This is a genomic window from Micromonospora sp. I033 (assembly GCF_053890995.1).
The window spans coordinates 22,673-43,565 of record NZ_JBSSLX010000029.1 but is presented as its reverse complement, the minus strand read 5'-3'; the positions used below and the strand labels follow the sequence as shown (position 1 = coordinate 43,565).

Sequence of the window (20,893 nt, the reverse complement as noted above, 5' to 3'; positions counted from 1 at the left end):
GAGGCGAACGGCAACTGTCCAAGATCTCGTTCGGGCACGAGGAGCCGGCGCGCGCGGAAACCCCGGCGACACCGTCCGCCGCCCGTCGTAGGGTGACCGGCGGCCTGTCGTACCCGAGCGGTAGGAAGGCCGACGTGGGCGGAGAACGGGGGTGGTCCACGTGACCGTGGCGGAACGGTCCGGCCGGGCACTGCCCCGGGTGCCGGCCCTGGCGGTGCTCTCCCACCACCTGGTCGGCTACCGCCGGACCTGGCGGGCGGGGGTCTTCTCGTCCTTCCTGCTGCCGGTGCTCACCGTGCTCGGCTTCGGCGTCGGAGTGGGCGCGTACGTGGACCGGGGCGTGGGCGGCGTGTCCTACCTCGACTGGCTGGTGCCCGGCCTGATCGCCTCCACCGCCTTCCAGGTCGCCGTCGGCGAGTCGACCTGGCCGGTGCTCAGCAACTTCCGCTGGATCCGCACCTACCACGCGCAGGTCGCGGCGCCGCTGCGGGTCGGTGACATCCTGGCCGGCCACCTCGCCTTCGTGCTGTTCCGGGTGCTCACCACCACGGCGGCGTTCCTGGTGGTGACGGCGCTGTTCGGGGCCCTGCGCTCGCCCTGGGCGGTGACCGTCCTGCCGGTGAGCCTGCTGCTGGGCCTGGCGGTGGCCGCGCCGGTCTTCGCGTACGCCGCCGCGGTGCCGGGCGACAGCTACCTGGCGCTGCTGTTCCGCTTCGCGATCATCCCGATGACCCTCTTCGCCGGGGTGTTCTTCCCGGTCGAGTCGCTGCCCGGCGGGCTGCGCCAGGTCGCCTACGCGACCCCGCTCTGGCACGGGGTGGACCTCTGCCGGGCCGCCACGCTCGGCGTGGCTCCGCAGTGGTCGGTCACCGGCCACCTGCTCTACCTCGCCGCCTGGGCCGGCGCCGGCTGGTGGCTGGCCCGGCGCGTGTTCCGCCGTCAGCTCGTCGTCTAGGGGAGGGATGTCGTGGTCGGTCTCGTCCTGCCCCGGCTGGTCAGCTTCGAGGGCGCGCCGCGTCGCAGCGCCTCGGTGGCCGAGCGCAACCTCACCGCCCTGCGCAGCGCGTACTGGCTGGTGCTGCTCTCCGGCTTCCTGGAGCCGGTGCTCTATCTGTTCTCGATCGGCGTCGGGGTCGGTGCGCTGGTCGGCGACCTGAGCCTGCCCGGCGGCCAGGTGGTCTCCTACGCGGCGTTCGTGGCGCCGGCCATGCTCGCCTCGTCGGCGATGAGCGGGGCGCTCGCCGAGACCACCTTCAACTTCTTCGGGAAGATGAAGTACATGAAGCTGTACGACGGGGTCATCGCGACCCCGGTGCAGCCGTTCGAGATCGCTCTGGGTGAGCTGGGCTGGGCGATGATCCGGGGTGGGCTCTACTCGGCCGCGTTCCTGGGCATCATGGTGGCGATGGACCTGACCAGCGCCGGCCGGGCCCTGTCCGCGTTCCCGGCCGCGCTGCTGGTGGGCTTCGCCTTCGGCGCGCTCGGCATGACGGTCTCCACGCTGATGCGCAGCTGGCAGGATTTCGACCTGATGGGCTCGGCCCAGTTCACCCTCTTCCTCTTCTCCGGCACCTTCGTTCCCGCCGAGGCCTACCCGGCGGTGCTGCGCTGGGTGGTCGAGGTGACCCCGCTCTACCGGTCGGTGCACCTGATCCGCAGCATCTGCGTGGGCGCGTCCGGCTGGTCCTGGCTGCTCGACGTGGCCTACCTGGTGGCGCTGACGGTCGGGATGCTGGCGCTCGCCTCCCGGCGGATGAGCAGGTTGTTGTACAAGTAGGTGGTTAACCGGCCCTCCCGCCGGGGCATGTCGTGGGGACGACACCGACGACGAGGGAGGGGCCATGGCCGCCGACGAGTCTTCCGCCCGGCACGGGCGCGACCGGACCGGGCCGGTCGGCCCGGACGAAGGGCCGGACAGCCCCACCGACCTGCCCGGCACGGGGTGGCTGGCGACGCTCAAGCGCACGGTCCGGGAGTTCCAGGACGACAGCCTCACCGACTGGGCGGCCGCCCTCACCTACTACGGGGTGCTGTCGATCTTCCCGGGTCTGTTGGTCCTCATCTCGGTGCTCGGCCTGCTCGGGGAGCGGGCCACCGAGGGGGTCAAGGACACCGTCAACGAGGCCGTGCCGCAGGAGAACATCCGCCAGATCATCGAGAGCGCGATCGAACAGGCGGGCCGTTCCGGCGGGCTGGCCAGCATCGCGGCGATCATCGGTGTGCTGGCCGCCTTCTGGTCGGCCTCCGGCTACATCGCCGCCTTCATGCGCGCCTCGAACAGCATCTACGACGTGCCGGAGGGGCGGCCGATCTGGAAGACGCTGCCGATCCGGCTCGGCGTGACCGCGGTGATCGGGGTGATGCTCCTGGCCAGCGCCGTGATCGTGGTGTTCACCGGTGGTCTGGCCGAGCAGGCGGGCGACGCCATCGGGCTGGGCTCGACCGCCGTGACCGTGTGGAACATCCTGAAGTGGCCGGTGCTGCTGGTGCTGGTCAGCCTGATGTTCGCGATCCTCTACTGGGCCTCGCCGAACGCCCGGCACGGCGGCTTCCGCTGGGTCAGCCCGGGCGGGATCCTCGCCGTGGTGATCTGGCTGGTGGTTTCGGGGCTCTTCGCCCTCTACGTGAGCAACTTCGGCTCGTACAACAAGACCTACGGCGCCGTGGCCGGCGTGATCATCTTCCTGGTCTGGCTGTGGCTGAGCAACATCGCCATCCTGCTCGGCGCGGAGTTCGACGCCGAGCTGGAGCGCAGCCGCGCCATTGCGGCCGGGCACCCGGCCGACGAGGAGCCGTACGTCGAGCTGCGCGACGACCGCAAGCTCAGGAAGAAGCGCAACTCCGCCAGCCGCCGCTGACCGGCCGACCGATCCGCCGCCCCCGCCGCGCCTCGCGCGCCGGGGGCGGCGGTGTGTTGTCAGCGCCGCGGAGGGGGTCGCCGGCCGGTCCGGGCGGGAGTTTCCATGATCCACGCCGTGCTTTTGCTCAGATGGACAAAAGTTTGGACCAGATGTGCCGAAGCTATGGACACGTGACCTCGAAGCCTCCTACTGTGTCGGACACGACACATTGGCGTTGCGTCGATGTGAACGACTCCGATGCGGAGGTGAGTCCCGGTGCGGACGGCGGACCCCCTGCACGTACAGCTCCTGCGAACGCTCCGCGACGAGGGGGCGGTCTCCCGTGCCGAGCTGGGCGACCGGCTCCAGATGCCCCGCCCGCGCCTCCTCGCCGAGCTGGAACGCCTGGTCAACCTCGGCTACGTGGCCGAGGCCGGGCTGGCCGCCTCCCGGGGCGGGCGCCGCTCCACCCTGGTCGAGCTGAGCCCGCACCTGCGCTTCGCCGCGGTCGACCTGGGTGCCAGCTCGATCGACGTCGAGGTGGTGAACGGCCGGCTGGAGCCGGTGGCCGCCTACACCGAGCCCGCCGACATCCGCTCCGGGCCGAAGGTGACCCTGCAGCGGGTCAACGAGCTGCTGCACAAGGCCAAGGTGGACGGCGCGTACGAGCGGCTCGACGCCATCGGCATCGGCGTTCCCGGCCCGGTGAGCTTCCGGGACGGGGTGCCCGTCTCCCCGCCGATCATGCCGGGCTGGGACCGCTTCCCGGTGCGTGAGCTGCTCACCCGCGAGCACGGCTGCCCGGCGGTGGTCGACAACGACGTCAACATCATGGCGATCGGCGAGCGGCACGGCGGGGTCGCCCACTCGGTGGACGACTTCCTGTTCATCAAGATCGGCACCGGCATCGGCTGCGGCATCTACCTCAACGGCGAGGTCTACCGGGGCACCGACGGGTGTGCCGGCGACATCGGCCACATCCAGGTCGACCCGAACGGTCCGATGTGCTCCTGCGGCAACCTCGGCTGCCTGGAGGCGGTGTTCAGCGGGGCCGCGCTGGCCCGGGCGGCCACCGCCGCGGCCCGTGCCGAGGTGTCGCCCGCGCTCGCCGAGCGGCTCGCCGCCCGGGGCGCCGTGACGGCGCTCGACGTGGCGCAGGGCGCGGTCGAGGGGGACGTCACCTGCATCCAGCTCATCCGCGACGGCGGCCGCCGGGTCGGCAGCGTGCTGGCCGGCCTGGTCAGCTTCACCAACCCGTCGATGATCGTGATCGGTGGCGGGCTCGCCCAGCTCGGCCACATCCTGCTCGCCGAGATCCGCAGCGTGGTCTACCGCCGCTCGCTGCCGCTGGCCACCGGCAACCTGCCGGTCGTCCTCTCCGAGCTGGGCCCCCGCGCCGGCGTCGCCGGCGCCGCCGTGCTCGCCAGCGACCTCGCCTTCGGGGAGGCGGCATGAACGACAGCGAGGAGGTCGAGGTGACGAACGAGCCGCTGGTCGAGGCGCCCGCCGACACCGTCGCGGGCGAGGTGGTGCTGCGCCTCAGCGACGTGGTGAAGACCTTCCCCGGCGTACGCGCGCTGGACGGGGTGCAGCTGGAGGTGCGGGCCGGCGAGGTGCACTGCCTGCTCGGGCAGAACGGCGCCGGCAAGTCCACCCTGATCAAGGTGCTCGCCGGGGTGCACCGGCCGGACTCCGGCGAGGTGGTGTGGCGCGGCGAGCCGGCGGCCTTCGCCGACCCGCAGGCCGCCATGCGGGCCGGCATTGCCACCATCTACCAGGAGCTCGACCTGGTCGAGGACCTGTCGGTGGCGGAGAACGCCTTCCTCGGCCACGAGCCGCGCCGGCTCGGCTTCGTCCGGCGCGGGCACATGGCCCGGCGGACCCGGCAGATCCTGGCCCGGCTCGGCCACCCGGAGATCCCGCCCGGGCGGCTGGTCCGCCACCTGCCGGCCGCCGGCAAACAGATCGTCAGCATGGCCCGGGCGCTCTCCCACGAGGCTCGACTGATCATCATGGACGAACCGAGCGCGGTGCTCGCCCACGACGAGGTGGGCAACCTGTTCCGGATCATCCGGGAACTCACCGCGCAGGGCATCGCGGTCATCTACATCTCGCACCGGCTGGAGGAGATCCGCGAGATCGGCGACCGGGTCACCGTACTCAAGGACGGTCGCACCACCGCGGCGAACCTGCCGGCCCGCGACACCCCGACCCGCGACCTGGTCTCCCGGATGACCGGCCGGACCATCGAGTACGTCTTCCCGGACCGCCCCACCGACGACCCGGCCGGCGAGGAGCTGCTGCGGGTCGAGGGGCTGACCCGGCACGGCGAGTTCGCCGACGTCTCGCTCGGTGTGCGAGCGGGAGAGATCGTCGGCATCGCCGGGCTGGTCGGCTCCGGTCGCTCGGAGCTGCTGGAGACGATCTACGGGGCCCGCCGGGCCCAGGCCGGCACGGTCCGGATGGGCGGCCGGACGCTGCGCCCGGGCAACGTCGGCGCGGCCGTGCGGGCCGGCATGGGGATGGCCCCCGAGGAGCGCAAGAGCCAGGCGCTGCTGCTCGGCGAACCGATCTACCGCAACGTCACGCTGGCCACCTTCGGCCGGTACGCCCGCCTCGGCTTCACCGACGCCGGGCGGGAGCGGGAGGCGGCGGACCGGATCGCCGCCTCGCTGGAGCTGCGCCCCCGGGACGTCCGCCGGCCGGTGCGCACCCTCTCCGGCGGCAACCAGCAGAAGGTGGTGGTCGGCCGGTGGCTGCTCGGGGAGACCCGGCTGCTGCTGCTCGACGAGCCGACCCGGGGCGTGGACGTGGGCGCCCGGGCCGAGCTCTACCAGGTGATCCGGGAACTCGCCGCGCGGGGCGTGGGGGTGCTGCTGGTCTCCAGCGAGGTGCCCGAGGTGCTCGGCCTGGCCGACCGGGTGCTGGTCATGCGGGAGGGCCGGGTGGTCCGCGAGGCCCCGGCCGGCGAACTCGACGAGAACACCGTGCTCGACCTCGTCATGGCGGGGTCCCTCATGGAAGGCGCGCCAGCATGAGCGAGACGACACCCACGGCCGCCGCGGAGCGGGCGGCGGACCTGCCGGCCCAGTCGCCGCCGGTCGACCCGGCCGAGACCGCGAAGGCCGACGCGTCGGCCCGGCTCTCCTGGTGGCGCGGCGACGGCGGGGAGGGCGTCAAGCGCAACCTCGGCCTGCTGGCCACCCTGGTGGTGCTGGTCGTCATCGGCATCCTGACCCGGCCCGACCTCTACGGCGACGCGAGCTGGGTGTGGGGCAACACGCTCACCATCCTCAAGCTCGCCTCGGTGGTCGGCGTGGTCACCGTCGGGATGACCTTCGTGATCATCGGCGGTGGCATCGACCTCTCGGTCGGCGCGATCGTGGCGCTCGCCGGGGTCTGGTGCACCACGGTCGCGACCCAGAGCTACGGCGCCGGCGGCATGATCTTCAGCGCGCTCACCGTCGGGCTGGCCGTCGGGGTGGTCAACGGCCTGCTCATCTCGTACGGGCGGCTGGTGCCCTTCATCGCCACGCTGGCCATGCTGGTGGCCGCCCGCGGCCTGGCGGCCGAGATCTCGGACAAGCAGACCCAGGTCTCGAACGACACCTTCATCAACGGCATCGCCAGCACGAACGTGCTCGGCATCCCGCTGCTGGTCTACATCCTCGCCGCGGTGGTGGCGGCCGGCTGGGTGCTGCTCAACCGGACCACCTTCGGCCGCCGGACGGTGGCCGTCGGCGGCAACCCGGAGGCCGCCCGGCTCGCCGGCATCAACGTCCGGCGGCACACCCTGCTGCTCTACGCGCTCTCCGGCCTCTGCTGCGGCATCGCCGCGGTCATGCTGACCGCGCAGGCCACCTCCGCCCAGGCGGCGATGGCCAACCTCTACGAGCTGGACGCGATCGCCGCCGCGATCATCGGCGGCACGCTGCTCAGCGGCGGGCGGGGCACCATCATCGGCTCCCTGCTCGGGGTGATCATCTTCTCCACGATCACCAACCTCTTCGCCATCAACGGCCTCTCCACCGAGGCCCAGAACATGGTCAAGGGCGGCATCATCGTCGTCGCCGTCCTGGTCCAGCAGGTGCAGTTCGGCAGTCTCAGCCAGTTCCTCGCCCGCAACCGGGCCACCACCACCTGATCCCACCGCGACCGCCAGACCGCCGTCACCCGACGGTGGTCCGGCCCACCGCACCCGAAAACACCCCACCACCTCATTTCAGGAGGCCGTCATGACAACGCAGGGCAGCGACCTGTCACGCCGCCGGCTGCTCTTCGGCGGGGCCGCGCTCTCCGCCGGCGTGCTGCTCGCCGGCTGCACCAGCAACGAGCAGACCCCGACCGCCGCCCAGACCAAGGCCGCGGCGACCGGCGCCAACAGCGAGCCGGGCAAGAAGGTGACCATCGGCTTCTCCGCCCCGGCTGCCGACCACGGCTGGATCGCCGCCATCACCAACAACGCCAAGGCGCAGGCCGGCGCGTACTCGGACGTGGAGCTGAAGAGCGTCGAGGCCGGCGCGGACGCGGCGGCCCAGCGGGCGGCGCTGTCCACCCTGATCTCGCAGAAGCCCGACGTGATCGTGCTGCTGCCGCACGACGGCAAGGAGCTCAACGCGTTCGGCCTGGAGGCCATGAAGGCCGGCATCCCGGTGGTCAACCTCGACCGGGCCTTCCCGGACGCCAAGGCGTACCGGCTGCAGATCAAGGGCGACAACTACGGCATGGGCGTCGCCGCCGCGACGTACATGATCGAGCAGTTCAAGGCCAAGGGCGTCAGCAACCCGGTGATCGGTGAGATCGCCGGCATGGACGAGCTGGAGCTGACCCAGGAGCGGTCGAAGGGCTTCGCCGACACCCTGGCCCAGGCCGGGTTCAAGGTGGCCAACCGGCGGGCGGCGCGGTTCACCGCCGACACCGGCCAGCAGGAGGCCACCGGGCTCTTCCAGGCGCTGCCGAAGATCGACGCGCTCTGGAACCACGACGACGACCAGGGCATCGGTGTCCTCGCCGCGGTCAACCAGGCCAACCGCAAGGAGTTCTTCATGGTCGGCGGCGCCGGCTCGAAGAAGGCCATGGAGGACATCGCGGCCGACAACACCGTGCTCAAGGCCACCGTCACCTACAGCCCGTCGATGGCCTCCTCGGCCATCTCCCTGGCCCGCCTGATCGGCCAGGGCAAGGGCATGTCCGACCTGGTCGAACTCCAGGTTCCGAAGGAGATCGTGCTCGCCTCCGAGACGATCACCAAGGAGAACGCGGGCAACTACCTGAAGCTCGGGTTCTGACACACGGGGGGAGACCCACCTTGTCCACTCACGACAGCGTCCTCCGGGTCGGCATGGTCGGCTACGCGTTCATGGGCGCCGCGCACTCCCAGGCGTGGCGCACCGTGAACCGCGTGTACGACCTGCCCGCCCGGGTGCGGATGGCGCTCATCTGTGGCCGGGACGAGCCCAAGGTGGCCGAGGCCGCCGGCCGGCTCGGCTGGGACGGGCACACCACGGACTGGCGGCGGCTCGTCGAGTCCGACGAGATCGACGTGGTCGACATCTGCACACCGGGGGACAGCCACTGCGAGATCGCCCTCGCCGCGCTGGCCGCGGGCAAGCACGTGCTGTGCGAGAAGCCGCTGGCCAACACCGTGGAGGAGGCCCGGGAGATGACGGCCGCCGCCGCCCGGGCCCAGGCCGCCGGGGTACGCGCGATGTGCGGCTTCAACTACCGGCGGGTGCCCGCGGTCACCCTGATGCGGCAGCTCGTCGCGGACGGGCGGCTCGGCGAGATCCGGCACGTCCGGGCGGTCTACCTCCAGGACTGGATCGTCGACCCGCAGTTCCCGCTGGTGTGGCGGCTGCAGAAGGACAGGGCGGGCTCCGGCGCGCTCGGCGACATCGGCGCGCACATCATCGACCTGACCCAGTACGTGACCGGGCAGCGGATCGCCGGGGTCAGCGCGATCACCGAGACGTTCGTCAAGGAACGGCCGCTGCCGGCCGGGTCGAGCGGCCTGGCCGCGCAGGCCGACGGCAACGGCCGGGCGACCGGCCCGGTCACCGTCGACGACGCCGCGGTCTTCGTGGCCCGGCTGGACGGCGGCGCGCTCGCCACCTACGAGGCGACCCGGTTCGCCACCGGCCGCAAGAACGCCCTGCGCGTCGAGATCAACGGCTCGCTGGGCAGCGTGGTGTTCGACCTGGAGCGCCTCAACGAGCTGGAGTTCCACGACGCCACCCGGCCCGCCGGCGAGCAGGGCTTCAGCCGGATCCTGGTGACCGAGCCGGAGCACCCGTACCTGTCGGCGTGGTGGCCGCCGGGCCACATCATCGGCTACGAGCACTCCTTCACCCACCAGATGCGCGACTTCGTCGAGGCGGTCGCCACCGGCGTCGACCCGGCGCCGTCGTTCGCCGACGCGTTGCAGGTCCAGCTCGTGCTCGACGCCGTGAACCGGTCCGCCGAGCGGGCCGCCTGGACGGAGGTGGAGCCCGCACTGGCCGAACTGGCCGCCTGACCGAGCCGCCCCGCGGCGCGCCCGCGCCGCCCGACACGTTGTCCACGCGGCGCGTCCGCGCCGCCCGAACGGCTTCCCGGTGCCGACCGGCGAGGGCCCGCCGCGGTTGCGCCCCGCGGCGGGGACGAGGTCGGCTCCCGGGGAGCGTGCCGCCGCCGGAACCCACGGCCGGCACGAAACCAGCACGGCCGTCCGGTGCGGCCGGACCGGGATTCCCCGGCCGCACCGGCGGACCGGTTCGACGACGGGGAGGCAACACGATGCGTACGGGTGTCTGGCTGGTGGGAGCGCGCGGCTCGGTCGCGACCACCAGCGCGGTCGGGGCGCTCGCCCTGCGGGCCGGGCTCACCGACCCGACCGGCTGTGTCACCGAGCTGCCCGAGCTGCGCGGGCCCGCCCTGCCCGCCTTCGCCGACCTGGTGTTCGGCGGCCACGACGTGGTGGCCACCCCGCTCACCAAGCGCGCCGAGGCGCTCGCCGCCGCCGGGGTGCTCCCCGGCCGGCTGGTCGACGCCCTCGCCGGTGAGCTGGCGGAGGTGGAGGCGGCGCTGCGTCCCGCACCGACCGCCGGCAGCCCGGCCGAGCGGGCCGCCGCGGTGGCCCGCGATCTGTCCGAATTCCGCCGCCGGCACGCGCTGGACCGGGTGGTGGTGGTCAACGTCTCCGCCACCGAACCGGCGCCCGAGCCGCACCCGGCGCACCACGACCTCGCCGCGCTGCGGGCGGCGCTGGCCGGCCCCGCCGAGGTGCTGCCGGCCAGCTCGCACTACGCGTACGCGGCGTTCACCGCCGGCTGCCCCTACGTCGACTTCACCCCGTCCACCGGGGCCCGGCTGCCGGCCCTGGCGGCGCTCGCCGAGGAGTGCGGCCTGCCGTACGCCGGGCACGACGGCAAGACCGGGGAGACCCTGGTGAAGTCGGTGCTCGCGCCGATGTTCGCGATGCGGCACCTGGCCGTGCGCTCCTGGTCCGGGGTGAACCTGCTCGGCGGCGGCGACGGCGCCACGCTCGCCGAACCGGCCGCCAACGCGGCCAAGGTGGCCAGCAAGCAGCGGGTGCTCGGGGAGACCCTCGGCTACGTCCCGGAGGGCGACACCCGGATCGACCACGTGGCCGAGCTGGGCGACTTCAAGACCGCGTGGGACCTGGTCACCTTCGCCGGCTTCCTGGGCACCGGGATGCGGATGGAGTTCACCTGGCACGGCTGCGACTCGGCGCTGGCCGCGCCGCTGGTGCTCGACCTGGCCCGGCTCACCGCCGCGGCGCACGCCGCCGGCCGGACCGGGCCGCTGACCGAGCTGGCCTTCTTCTTCAAGGACGGGATCGACGCGCCCACCCACGCGCTGGCCGGGCAGTGGACCCTGCTCCGGGAGTTCGTCGCCGGCCTGCACGCCGGGGTGGCCCGATGACCCGCCTGGCCGACCTCGCCGAGCTGGTCCGGGCACCGGCCGCGCTCTCCGTGCCGGGGGACGTGCTGTCCGGCGCGGCGGCGGCCGGTGCGCTGGGCCGGCGCACGCCCGCGCTGGCCGGGGCCTCGGTGCTGCTCTACTGGGCCGGCATGGCCGCCAACGACTGGGCGGACCGGCGGCTGGACGCCGTGGAGCGCCCGGAGCGGCCCATCCCCTCCGGCCGGGTCCGCCCGGCCGCCGCGCTCGGCGTCGCGGCCGGGCTGACCGCCGCCGGGCTCGCCCTGGCCGGCGCCGCCGGGGGCCGCCGCGCCACCGCCGTCGCGCTCCCGCTCGCCGCCACCATCTGGGGGTACGACCTGCTGGCCAAGAACACCGCCGCCGGCCCGGCCGTGATGGCCGCCTGCCGGGGGCTGGACGTGCTGCTCGGCGCGACGGGCGGCCGGCCGGTCCGGGCGCTGCCGGCCGCGCTGACCGTGGCCGCGCACACCTGGACAGTCACCGCGCTGTCCCGCCGCGAGGTCTCCGGCGCCGACCGGCGGCTGCCCCGGGCCACCCTGGCCGGGACCGCGCTGGTCGCGGCCACCGCGCTGGGCCGCCCCGACCCGGTGCCGGTGGCGCTCGCCGCCGGCTACGCCGGCCGGTACGGCGCCGCGCAGGCCCGGGTGCTGGCCGACCCGTCGCCGGCCCGGGTGCGCGCCGCCGTCGGGGCCGGCATCACCGGGCTGCCCGCGCTGCAGGGCGCGCTGACCGCCCGGGCCGGCGCCCGGCTGCTCGGCCTCGCCGTCGCCGCGGCGGCCCCCCTCGGCCACCGCCTGGCCCGACTGATCTCCCCGACATGACCGCCGACGCGACGAGCCTCCGCTTCGGGTACGGCACCAACGGCTTCGCGAACCACCGGCTCGGCGACGCGCTCGCCGTCATCGCCGACCTCGGCTACCAGGGCGTCGCGCTCACCCTGGACCACGACCACCTGGACCCGTTCACCCCGGGGCTTACCCGGCGGGTGGCCGCCGTCCGGCGGCGGCTGGACGCCCTCGGGCTGGCCGTGGTGGTCGAGACCGGGGCCCGCTACCTGCTCGACCCGTGGCACAAGCACGCCCCGACCCTGCTGCACGACGATCCCGCCCGGCGCGTCGAGTTCCTCCGCCGGGCCGTCCGGATCGGCGCGGACCTGGGTGCGGAGGCGGTCTCGTTCTGGGCCGGCGTACGCCCGCCGGAGGTGCCCGAGTCCGTCGCCCGGGACCGCCTGGTCGCCGGCTGCGCCACCGTCTGCGCCGAGGCCGAGGCGGCCGGCGTGCCGCTGGGCTTCGAGCCCGAGCCGGGGATGCTGGTCGAGGACATCGCCGGCTGGCGGCGCCTGCGGGAGTCGCTCGGCGCGCCGCCCGGGTTCGGCATCACCCTCGACATCGGGCACTGCCGGTGCCTGGAGCCGGTCCCGGCGCCCGACTGCGTCGCGGCGGTCGCCGCGCACCTGGTCAACGTGCAGATCGACGACATGCGCCGGGGCGTGCACGAACACCTGGAGTTCGGCGCCGGTGAGATCGACTTCCCGCCGGTGCTGCGCGCCCTGGCCGCCGCCGGCTACCGCGGCCTCGTCGCCGTCGAGCTGCCCCGGCACTCGCACGCCGCCCCGGCCGTCGCGACCCGCTCACTCGACTTCCTACGTACCGCCGCCCGGGCGGCGGCGGCCGCCGCGACCGCCCCACCCGACCAGCACCAGACCACCGACTCGGCCCCTCTGCTCCGCAGCCGCGGAGGCAGCACCTCCGGATCGCCGGTGCTGCGTGGGGGGCTGCAGAGCGAAGGCGGTGGCTGACCACCTGCCACCCGGCTCAGAGGGGAGACGGCATGACACCCGACCGACTGCGCGCCGCGCTGCGGGGCGTACCCGATCCGCAGTGGCTGGACGCGGCCCTGCGCCGCGTCGCGACCGATCCCGCGGCGATCCCGCGGCTGTTCGTCATCGCGGCCCGGAAGTGCGGCCGGGGGCCGCTGCCCGACCCGCCCGGCTGGACCGTCGACGAGGCCGCCCGGGCGCTGCTCCTCACCGCGCTCCCCGGCGACCACGCCGCGGCGGCCGAGGCGCTCTACCGGCACGGCGACGCCGCCGAGAAACGCGCCGTGCTGCGCGCCCTGCCGCTGCTGCCGATCGGGGCGGAGTGCGTGCCGCTGCTGCACGACGCGATCCGCACCAACGACACCCGGCTGGTGGCCGCCGCGCTCGGCCCGTACGCCCGGCACCTGGAGCAGCCGGCCTGGCGCCAGGCGGTGCTCAAGTGCGTCTTCACCGGCGTGCCGCTGGCCGTCGTCGACGACCTGGCCGGCCGGGCGGACGGCGAGCTGGCCGCCATGCTGGCCGGGCTCGCCGCCGAGCGGCACGCGGCCGGCCGGAGCATGCCCGCCGACGCCACCGACCTGCTCGACCGGCTCGGCGCCGGCTCGCACCCCACCACCGCCAGGGAGGCGTGATGCGCATCTTCGACCCGCACATCCACATGACGTCCCGGACCACCGACGACTACGAGCGGATGGCGGAGGCCGGGGTCCGCGCCGTGGTGGAGCCGGCGTTCTGGCTGGGCCAGCCGCGCACCAGTGTGGACACCTTCGTCGACTACTTCGACTCGCTGGTGGGCTGGGAGCCGTTCCGGGCCGGCCAGTTCGGCGTCCGGCACCACGCCACCGTGGCGCTGAACCCGAAGGAGGCCAACGACCCGCGCTGCCGCCCGGTGCTCGACCTGCTCCCGCGCTACCTGGACAAGGACGGCGTGGTGGCGGTCGGCGAGATCGGCTACGACTCGATGACCCCGGCCGAGGACGCCGCCTTCGCCGGGCAGCTCGCCCTGGCCGTGGCGCACGACCTGCCCGCCCTCGTGCACACCCCGCACCGGGACAAGGCGCGCGGCGTCGAGCGCACCCTCGCCGTGGTCGCCGAGTCCGGCATCGACCCCGGGCGGGTGCTCGTCGACCACCTCAACGAGGTCACCGTGAAGCTGGTCCGGGACACCGGCTGCTGGCTCGGCTTCTCGATCTATCCGGAGACGAAGATGTCGCCGCCGCGGATGGTCGAACTGCTGCGGACGTACGGAACCGAGCGGATGCTGGTCAACTCGGCCGCCGACTGGGGGCGCTCCGACCCGCTGCTCACCCGGGCCACCGGGGAGGCCATGCTGCTCGCCGGGTTCACCGAGGACGACGTGGACCGGGTGCTGTGGCGCAACCCGGTGGAGTTCTACGGCCAGTCCGGCCGGCTGGACCTCACCGACCTCGACGATTCCGCCGCCACCTTCGCCGGCAACTCCATCCTGCGCGGGGGTGAGTGATGCGGCTGCGGCACGCCGACGGGACGACCGTCCACCTCGGCTACTGCACCAACGTCCACCCGGCCGAGGACCTGCCCGGGATCCTCGCCCAGCTCGACACGTACGCCCTCGCCGTCCGGCGGGCGCTCGACACCGACCGGCTCGGGCTGGGACTCTGGCTGGCCGCCCCGGTCGCCGCCGCGCTCGCCGCCGACCCGGCGGCCCGGCGCCGCCTGCGGCACGAGCTGACCGTACGCGGGCTGGAGGTGGTCACCCTCAACGGCTTCCCGTACGCGGCCTTCCAGGCGCCGGTGGTCAAGGGCGCCGTCTACCACCCGGACTGGACGACACCGGACCGGCTGGCGTACACCCTGGACCTGGCCCGGGTGCTGGCCGACCTGCTCCCCGACGACGCGGCCCGCGGCTCGATCTCCACCCTGCCGCTGGCCTGGCGCACGCCGTGGGACGCCGGTCGGGCCGAGGCCGCCCGCCACCGCCTCGACGCCCTCGCGGCCGGGCTCGCCGCGGTGGAGCGGGAGACCGGCCGGAGCGTCCGGGTCGGCTTCGAGCCGGAACCGGGCTGTCTGGTGGAATCCACGGGACAGGCGCGCGAGGTATTGTCAGCCATGGATACCGACCGGCTCGGGATCTGCCTGGATCTGGCGCACCTCGCCTGTGCCTGGGAGGAGCCGGTCGAGGCCCTGGCGCGGCTGCGCGACGCCGGCCTGCCGGTGGTCAAGGTGCAGGTCTCCGCCGCCGTCGAGGCCCCCGACCCGGCGGGGTCGGCCGGGGCGCTGCGCCGCTGGGTCGAGCCGCGCTTCCTGCACCAGACCCGGGGCGCGGGCTGCGCCGGCGCCGCCGACCCGGCCGACCCGGCGCACGCCGCCGACGACCTGGACGCCGCCCTCGACGCGCGGCTTCCCGGGGCGTGGCGGGTGCACTACCACGTGCCGCTGCACGCCCCGCCCGAACCGCCGCTGCGCTCCACCGTGCCGGTGCTGCGGGCCGCCCTCGCCGCGCTCTACGCCGGCCCGGCCGCCGGCTGCGACCACCTCGACGTCGAGACGTACACCTGGGGGGTGCTGCCGGCGGCGCGGCGACCGCGTACCGACGCGGAGCTGGCCACCGGGATCGCTGCCGAGCTGGCGTTCGCCCGCGACGAGCTGGTCAACCTCGGCCTTGCCACGGCGGCGGGAGTGCGCTCGTGAGCCGGCGGCTGGTGGTGCTCGACGTGGTCGGGCTGACCCCGCGGTTGCTGGCGCACATGCCCCGGCTGCGGGCGGTCGCCGAGGCCGGGTTCGCCGCCGAGCTGGGCACGGTGCTGCCGGCGGTGACCTGCTCGGTGCAGTCCACCTTCCTCACCGGCGAGCCGCCGGCGGGGCACGGGATCGTCGGCAACGGCTGGTACTTCCGGGACCTCGGCGAGGTGCTGCTCTGGCGGCAGCACAACGCCCTGGTCGGCGGGGAGAAGCTGTGGCAGGCGGCCCGCCGGGTCGAGCCCGGCTACCGGGTCGCCAACGTCTGCTGGTGGTACGCCATGGGCGCCGACGTGGACTGGACGGTCACCCCGCGCCCGATCTACCACGCGGACGGGCGCAAGGAGCCGGACTGCTGGACCGACCCGCCCGAGCTGCACGACACCCTGACCGACGCGCTCGGCACGTTCCCCCTGTTCACCTACTGGGGGCCGGGTGCCGGGCTGCCCTCGTCGCAATGGATCTGCCGGGCCGCGGAGAAGATCCTGGCCGACCACGCCCCCGACCTGACCCTGGTCTACGTCCCGCACCTCGACTACGACCTGCAACGCTTCGGCCCGTCCTCGCCCCGGGCCGCCGCCGCGGCGGCCGAGCTGGACGCGGTGCTCGCCCCGCTGCTCGACGCCGCCCGGGAGCGGGACGCCACGGTGGTGGCGCTCTCCGAGTACGGCATCACCGACGTCTCCCGACCGGTGGACGTCAACCGGATGCTGCGTGCCGAGGGGCTGCTGCGGGTCTACACGCAGGCCGGCATGGAGTACCTGGACCCGTGGACGTCGCGGGCCTTCGCGGTTGCCGACCACCAGGTGGCGCACGTCTACGTGAAGGACCCGGCCGACGTGCCCGCGGTGGCGAAACTCTGCGCGGCGCTGCCCGGGGTGGCCGAGGTGCTGGACGCCGCCGGCCAGGCCGGGTACGGGCTGGACCATTCCCGCTCCGGCGAGCTGGTGCTGGTGGCCGAGCCGGACGCCTGGTTCACCTACTACTACTGGCTGGACGACGCCCGGGCGCCCGACTTCGCCCGGCTCGTCGAGATCCACCGCAAGCCCGGCTACGACCCGGCCGAACTCTTCTTCGATCCGGCCGCGCCGGGAGCGGCGAAGCGCCGGGCCGCGCTGGCGCTGGCCCGCAAGAAGCTCGGGCTGCGCTACCTGATGAGCGTGGTGGGGCTGGACGCCGGGGCGCGGGCCGTCCGCGGCTCGCACGGCCGGCTTCCCGCCGACCCGGCCGACGGGCCGGTGCTGCTCTGCTCCGACCGGGCCGCGGCCCGGGACCGGGTCGCCGCGACCGACGTCAAGGCGTTGCTGCTCCAGCTCGCCGGACTGGCCCGGGAGGCGCCATGACCGTGACCGTCGCACCGACCGACCCGGCCCTGCTGCGGGACCGCTTCGACGCCGCGCTCGCCGCGTTCCTGCACGAGCGAGGGCCGGGTCGGCCGGACGACGGTACGGAAGCCGTGCACGACGTGCTCAGCCGGTTCGTCCTGGCCGGCGGCAAGCGGCTGCGGCCCCTGTTCTGCTACTGGGGCTGGCGGGGCTTCGGCGGCGCCGACGGCACCCCCATCGTGGTGGCCGCGGCGGCGCTGGAACTGTTCCACGCCTTCGCGCTGATCCACGACGACATCCTGGACCGCAGCGACCGCCGGCGCGGCCGGCCCACCGTGCACCGGGTCTTCGCCGAGCGGCACGCCCGGGCCGGCTGGCGTGGCGACCCGGAGGCGTACGGCCGGCAGGCGGCCCTGCTCTGCGGCGACCTCTGCGCCGCCTGGTCGGGGCAGATGTTCCACGGCTGCGGGCTCGACACCGAGCGGCTGCGCCGGGGCCACGCCCTGCTCGCCCGGATGCGGGCCGAGGTGATCGCGGGGGAGTACCTCGACGTGGTGGCCGCGGCCGGCGACGGCTCGGTGGAGAGCGCCCTCGCGGTGGTCCGGTTGAAGACGGCCCGCTACACGGTGACCCGTCCGGTGCAGGTGGGCGCCGCCCTGGCCGGGGCGGACCCGGAGGTGGTGGCGGCGCTGGCCGGGTTCGGCGACCCGCTCGGGGACGCCTTCCAGCTCCGCGACGACCTGCTCGGCGTCTTCGGCGACCCGGCGGTGACCGGGAAGTCCAACCTGGACGACCTGCGCGAGGGGAAGCCGACCGTGCTGCTGGCGCTGGCCCGGGCGGCCGCCGGGCCGGCCGGGGCGGCGCGGCTGCGGGCGCTGGTCGGCGATCCGGCCCTGGACCCGGCGGGCGCCGCCGAGGTGCGCCGGATCGTGGTGGCGTCCGGGGCCCGGGCGGCGGTGGAGCGGATGATCCGGTCCCGGGCCGACGCCGCGCTGGCCGCGCTGGACCGGCTGCCGCTGGCCGAGCCGGCCCGGGTGGCGCTGGCCGACCTGGCGGCCCGGGCCGTGGACCGGCGCCGCTGATCGCAACTTTTGTCGCAGATCGACGAAAGTCGTTCCGGAACCAGCGGAAGCTATGGACAGGCAGATCGAAAGGTCTTAATGTCGTGCGCAAGCACAGAGCTGTTTCGTCGAGGTGAACCGCCCGCAATCGGCAACCTCGTCGAGGTGACCGCCGGCCGGCCGCAACCACCGGTGGTCACGGCCCACCGAGCCGCACCCGGCGGGCCGGCGCAGCAACCCCGCACGGCATCCGGCGCGACGCGCGCCCGATCCTGGCTGCGCGCGTCAGGAAGGGACAGCAGAGGCATGTCCAGCCCCCACCACACCCCCACCAGACGATGGCTCCCCGCCGGATCGGCGCTGCTGCTCGCGGCGGCCGCCGGCGCGGTCGGCCTGGCCGCGACGCCCGTCCCGGCGTCCGCGCACCCCATCCCCGCGACCGACTTCCAGCAGGTCGAACTCGCCCGCGGCGTCGCCGAGACCGGCGAGCCGATGTCGCTCGCGGTGCTGCCCGACCGCTCGGTCCTGCACACCGCCCGCAACGGCACGCTCCGGCGCACCGACGCCGCCGGCGTCACCACCGTGATCGGCACCCTGCCGGTCTACACCCACGACGAGGAGGGGCTCCAGGGCGTCGGCGTCGACCCCGGCTTCGCGAGCAACCGGCAGATCTACCTCTACTACGCGCCCCCGCTCTCCACCCCGGCCGGCGACGCCCCCGCCACCGGCAGCGACTTCTCCGCGTGGCAGGGAGTCAACCGGCTCTCCCGGTTCACCCTCAACGCCGACTTCACGCTCAACCAGGCGAGCAAGGTCGACGTGCTGGACGTGCCGGCCGACCGGGGCATGTGCTGCCACGTCGGCGGCGACATCGACTTCGACGCCGCCGGCAACCTCTACCTCTCCACCGGCGACGACACCAACCCCTTCGACTCCGGCGGCTACGCCCCGATCGACGAGCGGACCAACCGCAACCCGGCGTACGACGCGCAGCGCAGCGCCGGCAACACCAACGACCTGCGCGGGAAGATCCTGCGGATCAAGGTGAACGCCGACGGGACGTACGCCATCCCCGCCGGGAACCTCTTCGCGCCGGGCACCGCGCGGACGCGGCCGGAGATCTACGCGATGGGCTTCCGCAACCCGTTCCGGATGAGCGTCGACAAGGCCACCGGCGTCGTCTACGTCGGCGACTACGGCCCGGACGCCGGCACCAGCTCGGCCCGCGGTCCGTCCGGCCAGGTCGAGTTCGACCGGGTCACCGGCCCGGGGAACTACGGCTGGCCGTACTGCACCGGCACCAACACGGCGGCCGAGACGTACGCCGAGTGGGACTTCGCCAGCGGCACGGCGGGCGCGAAGTACAACTGCGCGGGCGGCCCGACCAACAACTCGTTCCGCAACACCGGCCAGAGCACCCTGCCGGCCGCGAAGCCGGCCTGGATCCGCTACGCCGGCGACGCCGGCAGCCCGCCCGAGTTCGGCGGGGGCTCCGAGTCGCCGATGGCCGGCCCGGTCTACCGGTACAACGCCGCCAACCCGTCCACCACCAAGTTCCCGCAGTCCTTCGACGGGCAGTTCTTCGCCACCGAGTTCGGCCGGGGCTGGATCAAGCCGATCCACCTCAACGCCGACGGCTCGCCCGGCACGATCGACACCTTCCCGTGGACCGGCAAGCAGGTGATGGACTCCGCGTTCGGGCCGGACGGCTCCTACTACGTGCTGGACTACGGCACCGGCTACTTCAACGGCGACGCCAACTCGGCGCTGTACCGCTTCGACTACCTCGGCGGCGGCAACCGCGCCCCGGTGGCCCGGGCCGCCGCCGACAAGACCTCCGGCGCGGCCCCGCTGGCGGTAACGTTCTCCTCGGCCGGCTCGTCCGACCCCGAGGGCGGGGCGCTCACCTACGCCTGGGCGTTCGGCGACGGCGGCACCTCCACGGCGGCCAACCCGGCGCACACCTACGCGGCCAACGGCCGGTACACCGCCACGCTGACCGTCCGCGACCCGCAGGGCGCCACCGGCACCGCCAGCGTGGTGATCACCGTCGGCAACACCGCGCCGACGGTCACCGTGAACAGCCCGGGCAACGGGCAGCTCTTCGCCTTCGGCGACACCGTGCCGTTCCGGATCACCGTCACCGACCCGGAGGACGGCACGATCGACTGCACCCGGGTCAAGATGACCTACGTGCTCGGCCACGACCAGCACGGCCACCAGATCACCTCGGCGACCGGCTGCACCGGCTCGATCAGCATCCCGGTCGACGGCGAGCACGACGACGCGGCGAACATCTTCGCGATCTTCGACGCCGAGTACACCGACGCCGGCGGCCTGACCACGCACACCCAGCACACCCTCCAGCCCCGGCACCGGCAGGCCGAGCACTTCAAGACCTCCGCCGGGATCAACACCTTCGACAAGGCGACCGCCGAGGGCGGCAGGACGGTCGGTGACATCCACAACGGGGACTGGATCGCGTTCGAGCCCTACCAGCTCGGCAACGTCACCGGGTTCAGCGCCCGGGTCTCCTCGGCCGGGGTGGGCGGCACCCTCCAGGTGCGGGCCGGTTCGGCCACCGGCACCGTGCTCGGCTCGGCCACCGTCCCGGTGACCGGCGGATGGGACACCTTCACCACGGTCACCGGCGCGGTCGCCAACCCGCCCGCCGGCACCACCACGCTCTACCTCACCTTCGCGGGCGGCGCCGGCGCGCTCTACGACGTGGACTCGTTCACCCTCACCACGTCGGCCGCGCGGACCGGGCCGGTCCGGGGGCTGGCCGGCAAGTGCCTCGACGTGCGCAACGCCGCGACCGCCGACGGCACCCAGATCCAGCTCTACACCTGCAACGGCACCACGGCGCAGAGTTGGACGGTGACACCGAACTCGACGATCCGGGCGCTCGGCAAGTGCCTGGACGTCTCCGGCGGCGCGACCGCCGACGGCACGAAGATCCAGCTCTGGACGTGCAACGGCACCGGGGCGCAGAACTGGGCGGCCCAGGCCGACGGCACGCTGCGCAACCCGCAGTCCGGCAAGTGCCTGGACGTCTCCGGCAACAACTCCGCCGACGGCACCCCCGTGCACCTCTGGACCTGCACCGGCGCCGCGAACCAGAAGTGGACCCTGCCCTGATCCGACGGTGCGGGGCCGGCCGGCCCCGCACCCCGTCCGGCCCTGGAG

At 74.1% G+C, this 20,893-nt stretch carries 17 protein-coding genes; all 17 read left to right on the top strand.

Going from position 1 to position 20,893, the window contains the following annotated elements; all coding sequences use genetic code 11:
* Positions 1-160: 160 nt before the first annotated feature.
* The 17 genes from ACW0Q9_RS08000 (at position 161) to ACW0Q9_RS07920 (ending at position 20,845) form a co-directional block, all read left to right on the top strand.
* Positions 161-955 (top strand): ABC transporter permease, encoded by a 795-nt coding sequence (locus ACW0Q9_RS08000; protein ID WP_456179373.1) that lies wholly within the window; start codon positions 161-163, stop codon positions 953-955.
* A gap of 12 nt (positions 956-967) precedes the next feature.
* On the top strand, positions 968-1,777 hold the full coding sequence (locus ACW0Q9_RS07995) for an ABC transporter permease (RefSeq protein ID WP_456179371.1): 810 nt from the start codon (positions 968-970) through the stop codon (positions 1,775-1,777).
* Between the two features lie 64 nt (positions 1,778-1,841).
* Positions 1,842-2,858, top strand: coding sequence for a YihY/virulence factor BrkB family protein (locus tag ACW0Q9_RS07990; protein ID WP_456179370.1), 1,017 nt, complete (start codon positions 1,842-1,844; stop codon positions 2,856-2,858).
* 258 nt (positions 2,859-3,116) lie between these two features.
* Positions 3,117-4,295: an ROK family transcriptional regulator gene (locus tag ACW0Q9_RS07985; protein ID WP_456179369.1), complete on the top strand. Its 1,179-nt coding sequence runs from the start codon at positions 3,117-3,119 to the stop codon at positions 4,293-4,295.
* On the top strand, positions 4,292-5,878 hold the full coding sequence (locus ACW0Q9_RS07980; RefSeq protein ID WP_456179368.1) for a sugar ABC transporter ATP-binding protein: 1,587 nt from the start codon (positions 4,292-4,294) through the stop codon (positions 5,876-5,878). Before ACW0Q9_RS07985 ends, ACW0Q9_RS07980 begins: the two co-directional genes overlap by 4 nt.
* A complete protein-coding gene (locus ACW0Q9_RS07975) occupies positions 5,875-6,984 on the top strand; it encodes an ABC transporter permease (protein WP_456179366.1) in 1,110 nt (369 codons plus the stop codon). Before ACW0Q9_RS07980 ends, ACW0Q9_RS07975 begins: the two co-directional genes overlap by 4 nt.
* Before the next feature lie 91 nt (positions 6,985-7,075).
* Complete coding sequence (locus ACW0Q9_RS07970) at positions 7,076-8,128, top strand: substrate-binding domain-containing protein (RefSeq protein WP_456179364.1); 1,053 nt, start codon at positions 7,076-7,078, stop codon at positions 8,126-8,128.
* Between the two features lie 20 nt (positions 8,129-8,148).
* The gene (locus ACW0Q9_RS07965) at positions 8,149-9,354 is read left to right on the top strand and encodes a Gfo/Idh/MocA family protein (protein ID WP_456179362.1); all 1,206 of its coding nucleotides are present in this window, start codon (positions 8,149-8,151) and stop codon (positions 9,352-9,354) included.
* Positions 9,355-9,614: 260 nt separating this feature from the next.
* Positions 9,615-10,763: an inositol-3-phosphate synthase gene (locus ACW0Q9_RS07960; RefSeq protein WP_456179360.1), complete on the top strand. Its 1,149-nt coding sequence runs from the start codon at positions 9,615-9,617 to the stop codon at positions 10,761-10,763.
* Positions 10,760-11,602, top strand: a complete 843-nt coding sequence (locus ACW0Q9_RS07955) for an SCO3242 family prenyltransferase (RefSeq protein ID WP_456179358.1) — start codon at positions 10,760-10,762, stop codon at positions 11,600-11,602. Before ACW0Q9_RS07960 ends, ACW0Q9_RS07955 begins: the two co-directional genes overlap by 4 nt.
* Positions 11,599-12,579 (top strand): sugar phosphate isomerase/epimerase family protein, encoded by a 981-nt coding sequence (locus ACW0Q9_RS07950; protein ID WP_456179356.1) that lies wholly within the window; start codon positions 11,599-11,601, stop codon positions 12,577-12,579. Before ACW0Q9_RS07955 ends, ACW0Q9_RS07950 begins: the two co-directional genes overlap by 4 nt.
* A gap of 32 nt (positions 12,580-12,611) precedes the next feature.
* Positions 12,612-13,232 (top strand): EboA domain-containing protein, encoded by a 621-nt coding sequence (locus ACW0Q9_RS07945; protein WP_456179355.1) that lies wholly within the window; start codon positions 12,612-12,614, stop codon positions 13,230-13,232.
* Complete coding sequence (locus ACW0Q9_RS07940) at positions 13,232-14,083, top strand: TatD family hydrolase (RefSeq protein ID WP_456179354.1); 852 nt, start codon at positions 13,232-13,234, stop codon at positions 14,081-14,083. Before ACW0Q9_RS07945 ends, ACW0Q9_RS07940 begins: the two co-directional genes overlap by 1 nt.
* Positions 14,083-15,270: a metabolite traffic protein EboE gene (gene eboE / locus ACW0Q9_RS07935; RefSeq protein WP_456179352.1), complete on the top strand. Its 1,188-nt coding sequence runs from the start codon at positions 14,083-14,085 to the stop codon at positions 15,268-15,270. The genes ACW0Q9_RS07940 and eboE overlap by 1 nt, the downstream gene beginning before the upstream one ends.
* Positions 15,267-16,661, top strand: a complete 1,395-nt coding sequence (locus tag ACW0Q9_RS07930) for an alkaline phosphatase family protein (RefSeq protein ID WP_456179351.1) — start codon at positions 15,267-15,269, stop codon at positions 16,659-16,661. The genes eboE and ACW0Q9_RS07930 overlap by 4 nt, the downstream gene beginning before the upstream one ends.
* Entirely contained in the window at positions 16,658-17,725 is a 1,068-nt protein-coding gene (locus ACW0Q9_RS07925) for a polyprenyl synthetase family protein (RefSeq protein WP_456179349.1), read from the top strand. The genes ACW0Q9_RS07930 and ACW0Q9_RS07925 overlap by 4 nt, the downstream gene beginning before the upstream one ends.
* 285 nt (positions 17,726-18,010) lie before the next feature.
* Complete coding sequence (locus ACW0Q9_RS07920; protein ID WP_456179348.1) at positions 18,011-20,845, top strand: RICIN domain-containing protein; 2,835 nt, start codon at positions 18,011-18,013, stop codon at positions 20,843-20,845.
* Positions 20,846-20,893: the final 48 nt, after the last annotated feature.

Bases quoted from the DNA above. Each gene is read 5' to 3' on its own strand.
- ACW0Q9_RS07990 (WP_456179370.1), top strand. From the start codon at position 1,842: ATGGCCGCCGACGAGTCTTCCGCCCGGCACGGGCGCGACCGGACCGGG.
- ACW0Q9_RS07940 (WP_456179354.1), top strand. From the start codon at position 13,232: ATGCGCATCTTCGACCCGCACATCCACATGACGTCCCGGACCACCGAC.
- ACW0Q9_RS07945 (WP_456179355.1), top strand. From the start codon at position 12,612: ATGACACCCGACCGACTGCGCGCCGCGCTGCGGGGCGTACCCGATCCG.
- ACW0Q9_RS07975 (WP_456179366.1), top strand. From the start codon at position 5,875: ATGAGCGAGACGACACCCACGGCCGCCGCGGAGCGGGCGGCGGACCTG.
- ACW0Q9_RS07970 (WP_456179364.1), top strand. From the start codon at position 7,076: ATGACAACGCAGGGCAGCGACCTGTCACGCCGCCGGCTGCTCTTCGGC.
- ACW0Q9_RS07960 (WP_456179360.1), top strand. From the start codon at position 9,615: ATGCGTACGGGTGTCTGGCTGGTGGGAGCGCGCGGCTCGGTCGCGACC.
- ACW0Q9_RS07955 (WP_456179358.1), top strand. From the start codon at position 10,760: ATGACCCGCCTGGCCGACCTCGCCGAGCTGGTCCGGGCACCGGCCGCG.
- ACW0Q9_RS07925 (WP_456179349.1), top strand. From the start codon at position 16,658: ATGACCGTGACCGTCGCACCGACCGACCCGGCCCTGCTGCGGGACCGC.
- eboE (WP_456179352.1), top strand. From the start codon at position 14,083: ATGCGGCTGCGGCACGCCGACGGGACGACCGTCCACCTCGGCTACTGC.
- ACW0Q9_RS07920 (WP_456179348.1), top strand. From the start codon at position 18,011: ATGTCCAGCCCCCACCACACCCCCACCAGACGATGGCTCCCCGCCGGA.
- ACW0Q9_RS07950 (WP_456179356.1), top strand. From the start codon at position 11,599: ATGACCGCCGACGCGACGAGCCTCCGCTTCGGGTACGGCACCAACGGC.
- ACW0Q9_RS07980 (WP_456179368.1), top strand. From the start codon at position 4,292: ATGAACGACAGCGAGGAGGTCGAGGTGACGAACGAGCCGCTGGTCGAG.